General features: G+C 61.9%; 16 protein-coding genes. 8 read left to right on the top strand and 8 right to left on the bottom strand.

The window, feature by feature from the left end:
* Positions 1-60 precede the first annotated feature (60 nt).
* The gene (odc2, locus tag LXM96_RS03160; protein ID WP_239997196.1) at positions 61-1194 is read right to left on the bottom strand and encodes an ornithine/lysine decarboxylase; all 1134 of its coding nucleotides are present in this window, start codon (positions 1192-1194) and stop codon (positions 61-63) included.
* A 544-nt stretch (positions 1195-1738) separates the two neighbouring features.
* Between odc2 and LXM96_RS03165 the strand changes: the two genes are divergently transcribed.
* The 3 genes from LXM96_RS03165 (at position 1739) to LXM96_RS03175 (ending at position 4397) form a co-directional block, all read left to right on the top strand.
* Positions 1739-2632: a LysR family transcriptional regulator gene (locus LXM96_RS03165; protein WP_239996890.1), complete on the top strand. Its 894-nt coding sequence runs from the start codon at positions 1739-1741 to the stop codon at positions 2630-2632.
* A 74-nt stretch (positions 2633-2706) separates the two neighbouring features.
* Positions 2707-3348, top strand: coding sequence for a DUF1007 family protein (locus LXM96_RS03170; protein ID WP_239996891.1), 642 nt, complete (start codon positions 2707-2709; stop codon positions 3346-3348).
* A complete protein-coding gene (locus LXM96_RS03175) occupies positions 3348-4397 on the top strand; it encodes a nickel/cobalt transporter (RefSeq protein WP_239996892.1) in 1050 nt (349 codons plus the stop codon). Before LXM96_RS03170 ends, LXM96_RS03175 begins: the two co-directional genes overlap by 1 nt.
* A 4-nt stretch (positions 4398-4401) precedes the next feature.
* Here the strand turns inward: LXM96_RS03175 and LXM96_RS03180 are convergent, their stop codons facing one another.
* The 4 genes from LXM96_RS03180 to LXM96_RS03195 all read right to left on the bottom strand — a co-directional run bounded on the left by LXM96_RS03180 (position 4402) and on the right by LXM96_RS03195 (position 6834).
* Positions 4402-4620 carry a hypothetical protein gene (locus LXM96_RS03180; protein WP_239996893.1) on the bottom strand — a complete coding sequence of 73 codons (219 nt, stop codon included), beginning with the start codon at positions 4618-4620 and terminating at the stop codon, positions 4402-4404.
* Entirely contained in the window at positions 4617-5312 is a 696-nt protein-coding gene (locus LXM96_RS03185; protein ID WP_239996894.1) for a GNAT family N-acetyltransferase, read from the bottom strand. Before LXM96_RS03185 ends, LXM96_RS03180 begins: the two co-directional genes overlap by 4 nt.
* A 70-nt stretch (positions 5313-5382) precedes the next feature.
* Positions 5383-6102, bottom strand: a complete 720-nt coding sequence (locus tag LXM96_RS03190; protein WP_239996895.1) for a tellurite resistance TerB family protein — start codon at positions 6100-6102, stop codon at positions 5383-5385.
* 93 nt (positions 6103-6195) lie between these two features.
* Positions 6196-6834, bottom strand: a complete 639-nt coding sequence (locus LXM96_RS03195) for a 2-dehydro-3-deoxy-phosphogluconate aldolase (protein WP_239996896.1) — start codon at positions 6832-6834, stop codon at positions 6196-6198.
* A 151-nt stretch (positions 6835-6985) separates the two neighbouring features.
* Here LXM96_RS03195 and LXM96_RS03200 point away from each other — a divergent pair, with 151 nt between their 5' ends.
* From LXM96_RS03200 to LXM96_RS03220, 5 genes are all read left to right on the top strand, one after another.
* A complete protein-coding gene (locus LXM96_RS03200; RefSeq protein WP_239996897.1) occupies positions 6986-7480 on the top strand; it encodes a CYTH domain-containing protein in 495 nt (164 codons plus the stop codon).
* Entirely contained in the window at positions 7458-8372 is a 915-nt protein-coding gene (locus LXM96_RS03205) for a CHAD domain-containing protein (protein WP_239996898.1), read from the top strand. Before LXM96_RS03200 ends, LXM96_RS03205 begins: the two co-directional genes overlap by 23 nt.
* A 65-nt stretch (positions 8373-8437) precedes the next feature.
* Positions 8438-9382 (top strand): oxygen-dependent tRNA uridine(34) hydroxylase TrhO, encoded by a 945-nt coding sequence (gene trhO, locus LXM96_RS03210; RefSeq protein WP_239996899.1) that lies wholly within the window; start codon positions 8438-8440, stop codon positions 9380-9382.
* Between the two features lie 97 nt (positions 9383-9479).
* Positions 9480-9734 carry a type II toxin-antitoxin system Phd/YefM family antitoxin gene (locus LXM96_RS03215; RefSeq protein WP_239996900.1) on the top strand — a complete coding sequence of 85 codons (255 nt, stop codon included), beginning with the start codon at positions 9480-9482 and terminating at the stop codon, positions 9732-9734.
* Complete coding sequence (locus LXM96_RS03220; RefSeq protein ID WP_239996901.1) at positions 9731-10156, top strand: hypothetical protein; 426 nt, start codon at positions 9731-9733, stop codon at positions 10154-10156. Before LXM96_RS03215 ends, LXM96_RS03220 begins: the two co-directional genes overlap by 4 nt.
* Before the next feature lie 77 nt (positions 10157-10233).
* Here the strand turns inward: LXM96_RS03220 and LXM96_RS03225 are convergent, their stop codons facing one another.
* From LXM96_RS03225 to LXM96_RS03235, 3 genes are read right to left on the bottom strand one after another with little or no spacing between them, the layout of a single operon-like run.
* Positions 10234-11010, bottom strand: coding sequence for a MetQ/NlpA family ABC transporter substrate-binding protein (locus LXM96_RS03225; protein ID WP_239996902.1), 777 nt, complete (start codon positions 11008-11010; stop codon positions 10234-10236).
* Positions 11011-11038: 28 nt separating this feature from the next.
* Positions 11039-11707 (bottom strand): methionine ABC transporter permease, encoded by a 669-nt coding sequence (locus LXM96_RS03230; protein ID WP_239996903.1) that lies wholly within the window; start codon positions 11705-11707, stop codon positions 11039-11041.
* Positions 11697-12737 carry a methionine ABC transporter ATP-binding protein gene (locus LXM96_RS03235; protein WP_239997197.1) on the bottom strand — a complete coding sequence of 347 codons (1041 nt, stop codon included), beginning with the start codon at positions 12735-12737 and terminating at the stop codon, positions 11697-11699. The genes LXM96_RS03230 and LXM96_RS03235 overlap by 11 nt, the downstream gene beginning before the upstream one ends.
* Positions 12738-12755: the final 18 nt, after the last annotated feature.

Genomic DNA, 12755 nt, shown 5'->3' on the forward strand with positions numbered 1-12755 from the left:
GGTGAAAGAGAATTGTGAAGGTGCGGTTCCCGCCTGGAGGAACGGGAACCGCGGATCGGATCAGATGACGTAGCTCTTCAGCGGGTCGAAGCCGTTGAAGGCAACCGCCGAATAGGTCGTCGTGTAGGCGCCGGTACCTTCGATCAGAACCTCATCGCCGATCGTGAGCGACACGGGCAGCGGGTACATGTTCTTCTCATACATGACGTCGGCCGAATCGCAGGTAGGGCCGGCGAGCACGCAGGGCTCCATCTCGTCCGCATCGCGCTCGGTGCGGATCGGATAGCGGATGGCCTCGTCCATGGTCTCGGCGAGACCGCCGAACTTGCCGATGTCGAGATAGACCCAGCGGTGGTTGTCGTTGTCGGACTTCTTCGACACGAGGACGACTTCCGCCTTGATCACACCCGCATTGCCGACCATGCCGCGGCCCGGCTCAATGATCGTCTTCGGCAGGTTGTTGCCGAAGTGCGCACGAAGTGCCGCGAAGATAGCCTGACCGTAGGCTTCCGCCGACGGGATGTCGCGCAGGTACTTGGTCGGGAAGCCGCCGCCCATGTTGACCATCTGCAGGTGGATGCCCTGCTTGGCCAGCTGTGCGAAGACGCGCTTGGCATCGGCGAGCGCCGAGTCCCAAGCATCGACTTTGGTCATCTGCGAGCCGACGTGGAACGACACGCCGTAGGATTGAAGGCCGAGCTGGTGTGCATAGACGAGCACGTCGACGGCCATCTGCGGCACGCAGCCAAACTTGCGGCTGAGCGGCCATTCGGCACCTTCGCCATCCGTCAGGACGCGGCAGAACACGCGGGCGCCGGGAGCGGCACGGGAAATCTTCTCGACTTCCTCATGGCTGTCGACGGCGAAGAGTGCGATGCCGAGCGCGTGCGCACGGGCAATGTCACGCTCCTTCTTGATCGTGTTGCCGTAGGAGATCCGCTCCGGCGACGCGCCGGCATCGAGCGCCATCTGGATTTCGGCAACCGATGCGCAGTCGAAGTTCGAGCCGAGGGACGCCAGCAGCTTCAGGATCTCCGGAGCCGGGTTTGCCTTGACGGCATAGTAGATCGCGCTGTCCGGCAGGGCGTGACGGAAAGCATGAAAATTGTCGCGCACGACATCGAGGTCGACGACGAGGCAAGGGCCATCGGGACGTCGGGTCTTGATGAAGTCGAGAATACGAGCGGTGGTCATCTTGCAGTCCCTCATGATCGTGGCTCCGGCGAACCGGAGGACAAAGGGCGGGTGAGAGTACGCATAGGCACCAGCCGGTGGAGACCCGGTACCGCAATACGCTCATACGCGCGTGGTTTAGATCAGCGCCCTGCCAAGAGCAAAGATCCGGCTTTGTCTGCCATGGATTGGAGGGGGATAACCCAACCGCACTTCCGGCAATGATGGTGTGCCTCTTCAGTATTGCAGGCTGATGGAAAGCCTACAGAGACCAGAAAGGCCCGCACCGTCGTTGCTTCAAGATGTCCTCGCATTTCCCGGTTGGCCGGAATAGCGACTGGAGGGGTTAGTTCCAGGTACCTTACCGATGACCTCACCTTAGAGACGGATCTCAATTCGAGGGTCGGCGGACACCCACAGGCACGTGCGACTTTGGGCAGCACGGGAGATAAGAATATTCGCCTTCACAATCAAGAGATTTTTTAGCCCATCTCATAAATTTCACATTGCGCCGGAACAGGGGAACTCCCAACTAGGCGACGGGGCTTAGGAAGGGACGATAACTTTGGATACATTGACGCGCATGCGCGCCTTTATCGACGTGGTGGAGGCCGAAGGTTTCTCGGCTGCCGCACGTCGCACCGGCCGCTCCAAGGCCCTGCTTTCCAAGTATGTCAAGGAACTGGAAGACGATCTGGGCGCCTTGCTGCTCAACCGCACGACCCGCCAGTTCTCAATGACGGAGGCCGGCCATACCTACTATCGCACCGCCGCCGATATCCTGAAGGAGATCGACAATCTTTCCGACCTGGTCCGGGAGAACAATTCCGACCCCAAGGGTCGATTGAAGGTCTCGGTACCACGCACTTTCATGGACGCCGAGGTCGGTCAGTCACTTATCGACTTCGCCAAGGATCATCCCGACGTTTCGCTGGAAATCGTCGCCGAAGACCGCTTTGTCGACCTGATCGAGGAAAACTTCGATCTGGCCATCCGCATCACGAAGCTTGAGGATTCCGGCCTGATTGCCCGCAAGGTTTCTGATTTTCGCGTCTATGCCTGCGCATCCCCGGATTTCGTCGCCCGTCATGGACCGATCGAGACGCCGCAGGATCTTTCACGCATCCCGTTCATCATCGACACCAACTCCCGCTGGCACAACAACGTCCGGTTTTCGAGCCCCGAGGGTACGACTATTTCCGTTTCCGTGAGCGGGCCCCTCGAGGTGAACAGTCCACAAGCCACGTTGCGCGCCGCCAAGGCCGGTTTGGGCGTCGCCATCATCCCCGACTTCATCGCCGGTCCGTCAATCCACTCGGGCGACCTCGTGACACTGCTGGACGACTTCATTGCCAAAGACCGAGGCATCTATGCCGTCTACCCGCACCGACGCTACCTCCCCGCCAAGGTCCGCAGCTTTGTGGATTATCTCGTGGTATGGTTCCGTCGACGGCATTGACGTGAAGCCGAAATTCCGACCCATTTTGCCAGCAGAACGCGCAGGATGAGTGCAATGAGAGCCGCGGCCACTAAATGAAGCATGCCCTACCCCTGTTGACCGCCCTCGTGGCCCTGACGCCGAGCCTTGCGCTTGCTCACCCGCACATCTTCGCCGAGGCGCGGCTGGAGGTCATCGCCGACGATGAGGGCAATGTTCAGGAGTTGCGAAATGTCTGGCGGTTCGACGAGATGTTTTCCTCCAGCGTCCTCCTTGATTTCGATACGAATACCGACCTGAAGCTGGACGAGAAGGAACTGGCCGAACTGGGAGAGGTCATGCGGGCGTCGCTTGCCGATTTCGACTATTTCACGACGCTCAGCGTGGATGGGAAGCCCGAGAATGTTCAGAAGCCGGATGCCATTCACGTTTCCTTCGATCAGAACCAGGTTATGATCTTCTTTGCGGTGAAGCCGGAGAAGACGCTGCCCCTGAAGGGCAAGCTGACCTTCGGGATCTATGACCCGTCGATGTACACGGCGATAGACTTCCCGACGGACGAAGACCTGGTGGCGCAGGGCAAGACAGTCGCAGCCTGCAAGCGAGAGGTGGTGCGCCCGGACCCAGACCAGATCATTGCCGAAAACAACGCAACCCTGACGGAGGCCTTTTTCAATGACCCGTCCGGCACGGACATGACGAAACTGTTTGCCACCCGCCTGGAGCTAACCTGCTGATGCAGGCGAAAGTCGTCGCCTTCCTGGTCCTCGTGTTCGCCGTCGCATTCGCCGCGGCTGCCCATGCACAATCGCCGTTCGGCGTGGGCGCAGCGGAACCCGCCTTCGACGTCGGCGGCCCGCTCGGCAGCTTCTTTGCCTGGATCAACAGCCACCAGCAGGCTTTCTATCGGTCCTTGACGACCGCCTTGAAGGCGATGCGCGAGGATCCCTACGCCTTGTCCGGCCTGGTGGCGCTCTCCTTTGCATACGGCATCTTCCACGCTGCCGGACCCGGCCACGGCAAGGCTGTGATATCGTCTTACATGATCGCTAATGAGGTGGAGTTGCGGCGCGGCGTCGTCATCTCCTTCGTGTCCGCCCTGCTGCAGGGTGTGACGGCGATCCTGCTCGTCGGCATGGCCTTCTACCTCCTGCGCGGCAGCGGCATCACGATGACGGCTGCAACCTGGGCAATGGAGGTGGCAAGCTTCGCGCTGATTGCCCTGTTCGGTGCGTGGCTCCTGGTGCGCAAGGTGATCTCACTTCGCGCGCACCCCAGCATCCTGTCCGCAGCCGCAGCACCCCTACCCTCACCTCGAACGCTGAGCGCTGCTTCAGCCGCACCCACTACTTCGCGATTTCAGGCCGTCGAGGTGACGGACCACGAGCATTCTGGCAGCGGCGACTATTGCGAGACCTGCGGTGTGAGCCATGCACCGGATCCCCGCCTTCTCGGCGGCAGCCGCTTCCGTGCGAAGGAAGGCTGGTCGGCAATCGTCGCGGTGGGCCTGCGCCCCTGCTCCGGCGCCATTCTGGTGATGAGCTTCTCGCTGCTGAACGGCCTCTATCTCGGCGGCATGCTATCGGTGCTGGCGATGTCGCTCGGCACCGCCATCACGGTCTCGCTCCTGGCGATCCTCGCCGTCACCGCCAAGGACGTCGCCTTGCGTTTCGCCGGCCCCGGCACGACGACCGGCCGCCGTGTCACCTCGGCTTTCGAAATCGGCGGAGCATTGTTCATCCTGCTGATTGGCCTGTCCCTGCTGGGCGCCTCACTTCAAGCCTGACGGATCAGCGCTGGCCGTCGCGCTTGCGCTGGTGTCGCGCCCGCAGCCAGAAGATCAGGAAGAAGGACAGGACGGCCAGGACTGCGAACACAGCTGCGGCATAGGGCGAAAAGCGCTCCGCCAGCCACAGCATGATCGGTGGCATCACGAAGAACAGCGCGAGGAAACCGAGAAGGATGAGCCCTGCCGCCATGATCGGGCCTCGCCTGCTGTCACCGCTCATGCTGCTGCTCCCTGATTGATCTCTGCACGGATATCCTCCAGCCGCCGGCGCTGCCGGCCCTGTTCGTCAAAATTCTCCGGCGCGAGCCAGGCCTCGAACGCCTGTTCCAGCACCGGCCATTCACCATCGATCATCGAGAACCATGCCGTATCGCGGTTGGCACCTTTGGAGATCATGTGCTGGCGAAAGACGCCTTCGAAGGTGAAGCCGTAGCGGACGGCAGACCGTTTGCTCGGCTCGTTCTCGTTGTGGCACTTCCACTCGTAGCGACGGTAGCCCAGGTCTTCGAAGACGTGCCGGGCCATGAGGTAGTGCACCTCGGTCGTCAGCGGCGAGCGCTGGATGTCGGGACCGTGGGCCACCGACCCCACCTCGACCACGCCATTCTTCGGGTCCGGCCGCATGTAGCTCGCCATCCCGACGATCTTGCCGCTCTCATTCTCGCGGAAGACGAGAGTCACCCAGCCGAAATCGCGTCCGGCGGCCTCGAGCCAGTCTCCGAACGGCCCGGCTTCGGAAAATGCGTCCTGAGGGAAATAGCGAAGCAGCTCATTGACCGCAGCCGCACCGCCGAGCGCCTGCCACAGCGGCTCCAGATGCTTGGCGCGGTCGTAAGGCTCCAGCGTCACATAGCGCCCCGTCAGCGTGACAGGAGCAGGTGCCGGTACCTTGTAGTTCTTGAGATCGCGCATCGGTCAGCCTCTAGCAGTCGAGCCGAGGCTTAGGCCAGCCGCCCGGCAAAGGCAACTGGCCGTGTTCTCTTCACGCCTGCACTTTTGCCGCGGAGACCGTTGCGTCGATGTGGTCGATCAGGGCATCGGGGAGACCGAGGCGGCCGGCGAGCAGGTCGAGATAGCCCCGCTCCGCGCGCGTGTCCGGATCGATGGTGATGCGGGTGGCGGTATAAAGCTCGACCTTCTGCTCTTCCGTCCGCGCCGCGGCAACGAGATCGTCGATATCGACCGGATTGGCGAGCTCGTTGGCAATGAACGCCTCCGCTTCCGATCCGAGATCAACCGCATGCACCTTGTCCATGATGTTGGCGCGCTCGTTGGCGTCGATATGCCCATCCGCCTTGGCGGCGGCAATCATCGCGCGCACGAGCGTCAAAGCAAAATCGTTGCTGAGCGTCGGCGATGCGAGGTCGAAGCCCGAATTGCTGGGTGGCGGCAGGATCTCCGGCTCCTTCTGCGCCACCGTCTGCGGCGACTGGCCGGACTGGTAGTTCTTGTAGGCCATGTAGCCAAGACCTGCGATGGCGGCGATGCCACCGACCGTCGCGACGTTGCCGACGAGCTTGCGCCCTGTCTTCGTGCCGAGCAGGGCCGCCGCGATGCCTGCAGACTTCAGCGGGTTGTTCTTCGCCATATCGCCGAGCTGGCCAGCCTTGCCCAGCATTCCGCTGGAGCCAAGCATGCCTCCGGCCTTGCCGCCCATCTGCGGCCCGAGGAACTGGTCTAGAAGCTTCTTGGCGTCGAACATCGTGCTCTCCCGTTGATGAAATCAAACCAGGAGATAGGAAGCCTGCGGCGGAATACAAAGGTTATCGGACGGCGCAGGCCGTTCACCAGGATGTCATCCCTTCAGCGCTGCCGCCTCGCGGGCAAGCTTGGTGATGCCGGCCCAATCGCCTGCTGCCACCATCTCCTTCGGCGCCACCCAGGAGCCGCCGACGCACACGACGTTCGGCAGCGACAGGTAGTCCTTGGCGTTCTTCAGCGAAATGCCGCCGGTCGGGCAGAACAGCGTGCCGGCAAGCGGCGACGAGAGCGATTTGAGGTGGGCAGCACCGCCAGCCTGTTCCGCCGGGAAGAACTTGAGCACTTCAAGCCCTTCCTCGCGCAGCGCCATCACTTCGCTTGCCGTTGCAGCACCGGGAAGGAGCGGCACGCTCGAGTTCTTCGCAGCTTCCAGAATGCCGCGTGTCGCGCCGGGGCTGACGATGAAGGTGGATCCTGCTGCCACCGCCGCATCGAAGTCCTTTGCGCTGAGGATGGTGCCGGCACCGACATTGGCGCCTTCGACCTCGGCTGCCACTGCCTTCACCGCATCGAGGGCAGCGGGTGTGCGCATGGTGATCTCGATCGCCTTCAGGCCGCCTTCCACGAGCGCCCGCGCCAGCGGTACGGCAGACTTCGCGTCTTCCACAATCAGCACCGGCACCACCGGCTGCGCCCGAAGGATCGCGAGAAGGTTTTCAGTCTTGCCAGCCATGGGACGCTCCCGTTTTTCAAACGATTGAAGTGATGTGGAAATAGCCCCCTCGCCTTGGATTGTCGAGGAAAAATGAAGCCTGTGGCATTCCGGAACCTTTGCGGGAGACTGCCGTTGCCGTAGGCTCTCGACAGGGACGGGTGGAATAATCATGGCCAAGGAAATCGAACGGAAGTTTCTGGTGAAGGATGACGGCTGGCGACCCGAAGCCACGTCCTCTTCCGATTTCGTCCAGGCCTATATCGTCACAATGGACGATCGCTCGCTGCGTATCCGTATCATGGATGACGAGCGCGCGACCCTGACGCTGAAGATCGGCCGCCAGTTGATCAGCCGCGACGAGTTTGAGTACTCCATCCCCGTCGCCGATGCCAAGGAGCTGGTGACCAGCGCCCTCGGCATCGTGCTGGAAAAGACCCGTCACGAGGTCGAGCACGAGGGCTTTACCTGGGAAGTGGATGTCTATGCCGGCACCTATGAGGGTCTGGTTGTGGCCGAGGTGGAGATGGAGGACGAGGATCAGGATCCCCCTTTGCCGCCCTGGCTTGGAACGGAAGTGACGGGAGACCGGCGCTATTCCAACCAGGTGATGGCGACCGAAGATTTGAGCGCGGAGCTTTGTGATGGCGTTTCGCATCCGGCCTGACCGGCCGTTCACGCAAGAGTTTCGGTCCGTCGCCGAGCATCAGCTCCGGCAGGCCATACACTTTTTGGAAGACCAGCCGGAGGGACCGCACGAGGCGGTTCACGACGCGCGCAAGAAGTTCAAGCGGGTGCGTGCCCTGTACCGTCTGATCCAGTCGGACGCCAAGGAGTTCAGGGCGCGGGAGAACGCGCGCGTTCGTGATACGGCGAAGACGCTGTCTGTGGTGCGTGACGCGACGGCGTTGGTGGAGACGGTGGATTATCTCGCTGCCCAGGCTGGTTCCCCGGAAGAATCGGCGGCGCTGGAATTCGCGTCCAAGGCGCTGATCGAGCGGCGCGATCGCATCGCCCATGAGGAAAGCGATCTTCCTGCCAAGATGGCGGCTGCGGTGCAATCCTGCCATGAGGCGATCGGCGCCTTGCAGGAGCTCCACCTGGACGACAGCCCGCGCCGCACCGCCAGCCGTCTCGCCAAAGCGTGGCGCAAGCAGCTGTCGCGGGCGGCGGCGGACCTGGTCGTCTGCGGGGAAGGTGGCGATGCCGAGCATTTCCACGACCTGCGCAAGGTCGGCCAGACCTACTGGATGCACCTGGCGCTGCTCTCCGATCTCTGGTCCTCGGCGATGCGGGCCAAGCAGCGCGAGGCGAAGGCACTTGTGGACCTGCTTGGCCACGAGCACGATCTTTCAGTGCTGACGCAGGTCGTGAACGAAAATCCCGACCTCTTTGGCGACAGCGAGACGCTCGCTCGCGTCATCGGCGCGATCATCACCCACCAGCAGGAGCTGCGACGGGAAGCGCTTGAGCAGGCGAAGCTCGTCTTTGCCGATGATGCAGACACCGAAGCGGCACGGATCGCACTGCTCTGGAAGGAAGCGGCTTCGCGCAAGTGAGTATTGCACACACCAGCGACAGAAAGCGCGTTGCGCGGTATCGCGTCTGGTAGTATTTCCCCGCCATGACCGAAAACCCTGTACTTCAGACGCCGAACCAGTCCGGCTCCACTTGCGTGGCGGCGCTCTACCACTTCGCCAGCTTCCCGCGCTTTGCCGAGTTCCGCGAGCCGCTGCAGGCGCTCTGCGAGGCAAACGGCGTAAAGGGCACGCTGCTGCTTGCGCATGAAGGCATCAACGGCACGATCGCCGGTTCTGACGCGGGGATCGCTGCGGTGCTGGCGCATCTGCGGGCACAGCCGGAATTTGCGGCGCTGGAGCACAAGGAAAGCCGCGCATCCAAGATGCCGTTCCTGCGCATGAAGGTGCGGCTGAAGAAGGAAATCGTGACGATGGGTGTCGAGGACATCGACCCCAACAAGATCGTCGGCACCTATGTGGACCCGAAGGACTGGAACGCCCTGATCTCCGATCCGGAGACTATCGTCATCGACACCCGCAACGACTACGAGACGGCGATCGGCATCTTCAAGGGCGCGGTCGACCCGAAGACGAAGACCTTCCGTGAATTTCCTGACTGGGTGAAGAACAACACCGGCCTGCACAATAAGCCGAAGATCGCCATGTATTGCACCGGCGGAATCCGCTGCGAGAAGGCGACCGCCTTCATGAAGGAGCAGGGCTTTGACGAGGTCTACCACCTCAAGGGCGGCATCCTAAAATACCTGGAGGAAGTGCCGGCGGAGGAGAGCCTCTGGGAGGGCGCCTGCTTCGTCTTCGACGAGCGCGTGTCGGTCGAGCACGGCCTGAAGGAAGGCAATCACAAGCTTTGCCACGCCTGCCGCAACCCGATCACCGCCGAAGAGGTCACCTCGCCCTACTATGAGGAAGGCGTTTCCTGCAGCCACTGTTACGACACGCGGACTGAAGCGGATCGCGATCGCTACCGCCAGCGCCAGCAGCAGATCGCACTGGCGAAGAAGCGTGGCCTAAAGCACATCGGCAGCTAATCAGAAGGATTTTGGAAGGCCCGCCTATTCTCGGAAGCATTTCGCCCTTTACCAACTTCCGCATTTTGCGTAATTTACGCAAAGAGCAGGAGGCCATATGGCACAGGCACGTCGCGTCACCGCAACCGAGTTTACCCGAAGCTTCGGGAAATATCGAGACGAAGCGCTGTCGGCAGAAGTCATCGAAGTCACCTCTCATGGCCGCGTGATCGGCGGGTATCTAGGTGCGAAGGAGCTTGCGCACTATCAACGTCTTAAGGAGAAGGAGCGCGAGGTCATCCGCATCGCTGACTTCGACGAGGAGATGCTGGCGGAGCTTGGATCTTCCGAATATGGCGTGATTGGCAAGTGAACCTTCCGGAGCCTGTTCCGGGTCTCGTGGTACGCTACAACTACCTCTGGTATGAGGACAGGCTGAAGGGTCTGTCCGAAGGAGAGAAGGACAGGCCCTGCGCGATCGTCATCGTGTCGAAAGGAACCGGCCGTGTTACCGTCGTCCCAATCACACACTCCTACCCGGAGCCTGGCGAGCATCACCTATCACTAGAGGTTCCACCCGAAGTCGCCAGACAAATCGGCCTTGACCTCGATGTCAACTACGTGAGGCTGAGCGAAGTGAACAGGTTCCGATGGCCGGGAGATCATCTACGACCGCTGCCAGGCGATCCCGGCCGCGTTCACTACGGCATGGTACCAAGGGTGTTCTTTGAAGAGATCCGTAAGCGTATTGCCGACCTCGTCAGGCAGGAGCTTGTTCGGCAGACGGTTCGCTAGCAGACTTCGCGCCGGATCTTTGCGTTGCACTGCGGGTAACGCCTCTCCCTGCGGACAGGGAGAGACTGATCGTGACCTTACCAGCCGGTGACGACGGCGCCCTTGAACTCTTCGTTGACGAAGGCCTTTACCTCGTCGTTCTGGTAGGATTCAACCAGCGTCTTCACCCACGGCGCGTCCTTGTCGGCGGAACGCACGGCGATGACGTTGACGTAGGGAGCCTTCTCGCCTTCGATGGCGATCGAATCCGTCTTCGGGTTGAGACCGGCTTCGAGTGCATAGTTCGTGTTGATGACGGCGGCGGCAACGTCATCGAGCGAGCGCGGCAGCTGTGCGGCATCGAGTTCGACGAACTGGATGTTCTTCGGGTTCTCGGTGACGTCAGCCGGACCGATCTTCAGGCCCTTTTCCGAATCGACCTTGATCAGTCCCTGGTCGGCGAGCACCAGCAATGCCCGGCCACCATTGGTGGGATCGTTGGGGATCGAGACCGTCGCGCCGTCTTCCAGTTCGTCGAGGCTCTTCACCTTCTTGGAATAGACGCCCATCGGGAAGTTGACGTTCTTGGCAACGCTGACGAGGTCGAAGCCACGATCAGCAACCTGGTTGTCGAGATAGGGCTGGTGCTGGAACGAGTTGGCGTTCAGCTCACCATCGTTAAGCGCCTGATTCGGCACGACATAGTCGGAAAACTCGAGGATCTCGATGTCGAGGCCCTTGGTCGCGGCAACTTCCTTGACCTTCTCCATGATCTGCGCGTGCGGACCGGGGGTGACGCCGACCTTGATGGTTTCGGCAGCCGCGGAACCTGCGGCGAAGGCGGCTATGGCAGCCGCCAGGATGAACTTCTTCATGGATATCTCCCTTTCAGATGTTGGTGTTTTAGTTCTTGCGGGTTTTCTTGTCGAAGCGGCGCGCCAGCGCATCGCCGCTGCTCTGGACGGCCTGCACCAGCACGATCAGCACGACGACGACGGCCAGCATCACCTCCGGCATGAAGCGCTGGTAGCCGTAGCGGATGCCGAGATCGCCCAGCCCGCCGCCGCCGACGGCACCGACCATGGCGGAATAGCCGACGAGGCTGACGAGCGTCAGGGTGAGCGCCAGCGTCAGGCCAGGCTTGGCCTCGGCGAGCAGCACCTTGAAGACGATCTGCAGCGGCGTCGCACCCATGGCCCGAGCAGCCTCGATCAGGCCCCTGTCGACCTCGCGGATGGCCGATTCCGCCAGCCGCGCGACGAAGGGAATGGTCGCGATCGTCAACGGCACGATCGCTGCAGCGGTTCCGATGGAGGTGCCCGTCACCAACCGCGTGAACGGGATGATGGCCACGACGAGGATGATGAAAGGCGTAGAGCGTGTTGCGTTGACGATGGCTCCGACGATCTTGTTGACGGTCGGCGCCGGAAAGAGTTCGCCGCGACCGCTGGTGGCAAGGAAGATCCCGATCGGCAGGCCGATCAGCGAGCCAATGACACCAGCGACGGCAACCATATGCACCGTCTGCAGCAGTGCTTTCCAGAGCAGCAAAAAAAGCATGTCAGGCGCCATAGCCAAGCACCTCCGTCGTTAATCCGGTATCGCGATAGAAGCGGGCAGCCCGCTCCAGGGTCTGCGGGTCGGCTGCATAGGAAACCACGAGCGAGCCGAAGGGTTCGCCGGCGATCTCGTCGATCGCGCCCGCAAGGATGTTCACGTCCGAGCCGATCTCGGCAACGAGGCGGGCTGTCAGGGGCTGAAAGGCCGTCTCGCCGAAGAAGACCAGGCGCACCAGCGCCCGATCCCCCGGTGCGGGCACCGGCTTCAGGTCCGAGCGGATCCATTCCGGCAGCTTGGCACCGATGGCCGCAGACAGCAGCGATTGCGTCGTTTCGTGCTGCGGGGCCGTGAAGACGTCAAAGGTCCGGCCGTTCTCGACGATCCTGCCCTTGTCGATCACCGCCACCTGCGAGGCAATGGTCTTCACTACCTCCATCTCGTGGGTAATAAGGAGGACGGTCAGGCCAAGATCGCGGTTGATGTCCTTCAGAAGTTCGAGAATCGACTGCGTCGTTTCCGGATCAAGGGCCGATGTCGCCTCGTCGGAGAGCAGCAGCTTGGGCTCCGTGGCAAGCGCACGGGCGATGCCGATGCGTTGTTTCTGCCCCCCGGAGAGTTCAGCCGGATAGCGACCAGCCTTGTCGCCGAGGCCGACCAGATCGATCAATGGACCGATGCGGTCGCGGATTGCCTTGCGATCCATCCCGGCGATCTCGAGCGGCAGTGCGATGTTGTCAAACGCGGTGCGCGACGACAGGAGGTTGAAGTGCTGGAAGATCATGCCGACCTGGCGGCGGAGGTCCCGCAGACCGGACTCACCAAGCGTGCCAACGTGGATACCATCGACAACGACCTGACCGGAACTTGCCTTCTCCAGACCGTTGACGAGCCGAATGAGCGTCGACTTGCCAGCGCCCGAGCGGCCGATGATCCCGGTGATTCCGCCGCGGACGACCGTCAGGTCGACGCCGTCGAGCGCGGTGAAGGCTGGCTGGCCCTTGCTGCCGCCGAAGCGCTTGGTGACATTTTCGAAAGCCACCATGCTGTCGGCCGTGGAAGC

It is taken from the genome of Rhizobium halophilum (genome assembly GCF_021648825.1).
GTDB lineage: Bacteria > Pseudomonadota > Alphaproteobacteria > Rhizobiales > Rhizobiaceae > Neorhizobium > Neorhizobium halophilum.

Coding starts and splice junctions, on each gene's coding strand:
- LXM96_RS03195 (WP_239996896.1), bottom strand. CDS start 6,834: ATGGCTGGCAAGACTGAAAACCTTCTCGCGATCCTTCGGGCGCAGCCG.
- LXM96_RS03230 (WP_239996903.1), bottom strand. CDS start 11,707: ATGGCGCCTGACATGCTTTTTTTGCTGCTCTGGAAAGCACTGCTGCAG.
- LXM96_RS03215 (WP_239996900.1), top strand. CDS start 9,480: ATGGCACAGGCACGTCGCGTCACCGCAACCGAGTTTACCCGAAGCTTC.
- LXM96_RS03185 (WP_239996894.1), bottom strand. CDS start 5,312: ATGCGCGATCTCAAGAACTACAAGGTACCGGCACCTGCTCCTGTCACG.
- LXM96_RS03190 (WP_239996895.1), bottom strand. CDS start 6,102: ATGTTCGACGCCAAGAAGCTTCTAGACCAGTTCCTCGGGCCGCAGATG.
- odc2 (WP_239997196.1), bottom strand. CDS start 1,194: ATGACCACCGCTCGTATTCTCGACTTCATCAAGACCCGACGTCCCGAT.
- LXM96_RS03170 (WP_239996891.1), top strand. CDS start 2,707: ATGAAGCATGCCCTACCCCTGTTGACCGCCCTCGTGGCCCTGACGCCG.
- trhO (WP_239996899.1), top strand. CDS start 8,438: ATGACCGAAAACCCTGTACTTCAGACGCCGAACCAGTCCGGCTCCACT.
- LXM96_RS03200 (WP_239996897.1), top strand. CDS start 6,986: ATGGCCAAGGAAATCGAACGGAAGTTTCTGGTGAAGGATGACGGCTGG.
- LXM96_RS03235 (WP_239997197.1), bottom strand. CDS start 12,737: ATGGTGGCTTTCGAAAATGTCACCAAGCGCTTCGGCGGCAGCAAGGGC.
- LXM96_RS03180 (WP_239996893.1), bottom strand. CDS start 4,620: ATGAGCGGTGACAGCAGGCGAGGCCCGATCATGGCGGCAGGGCTCATC.
- LXM96_RS03225 (WP_239996902.1), bottom strand. CDS start 11,010: ATGAAGAAGTTCATCCTGGCGGCTGCCATAGCCGCCTTCGCCGCAGGT.
- LXM96_RS03175 (WP_239996892.1), top strand. CDS start 3,348: ATGCAGGCGAAAGTCGTCGCCTTCCTGGTCCTCGTGTTCGCCGTCGCA.
- LXM96_RS03205 (WP_239996898.1), top strand. CDS start 7,458: ATGGCGTTTCGCATCCGGCCTGACCGGCCGTTCACGCAAGAGTTTCGG.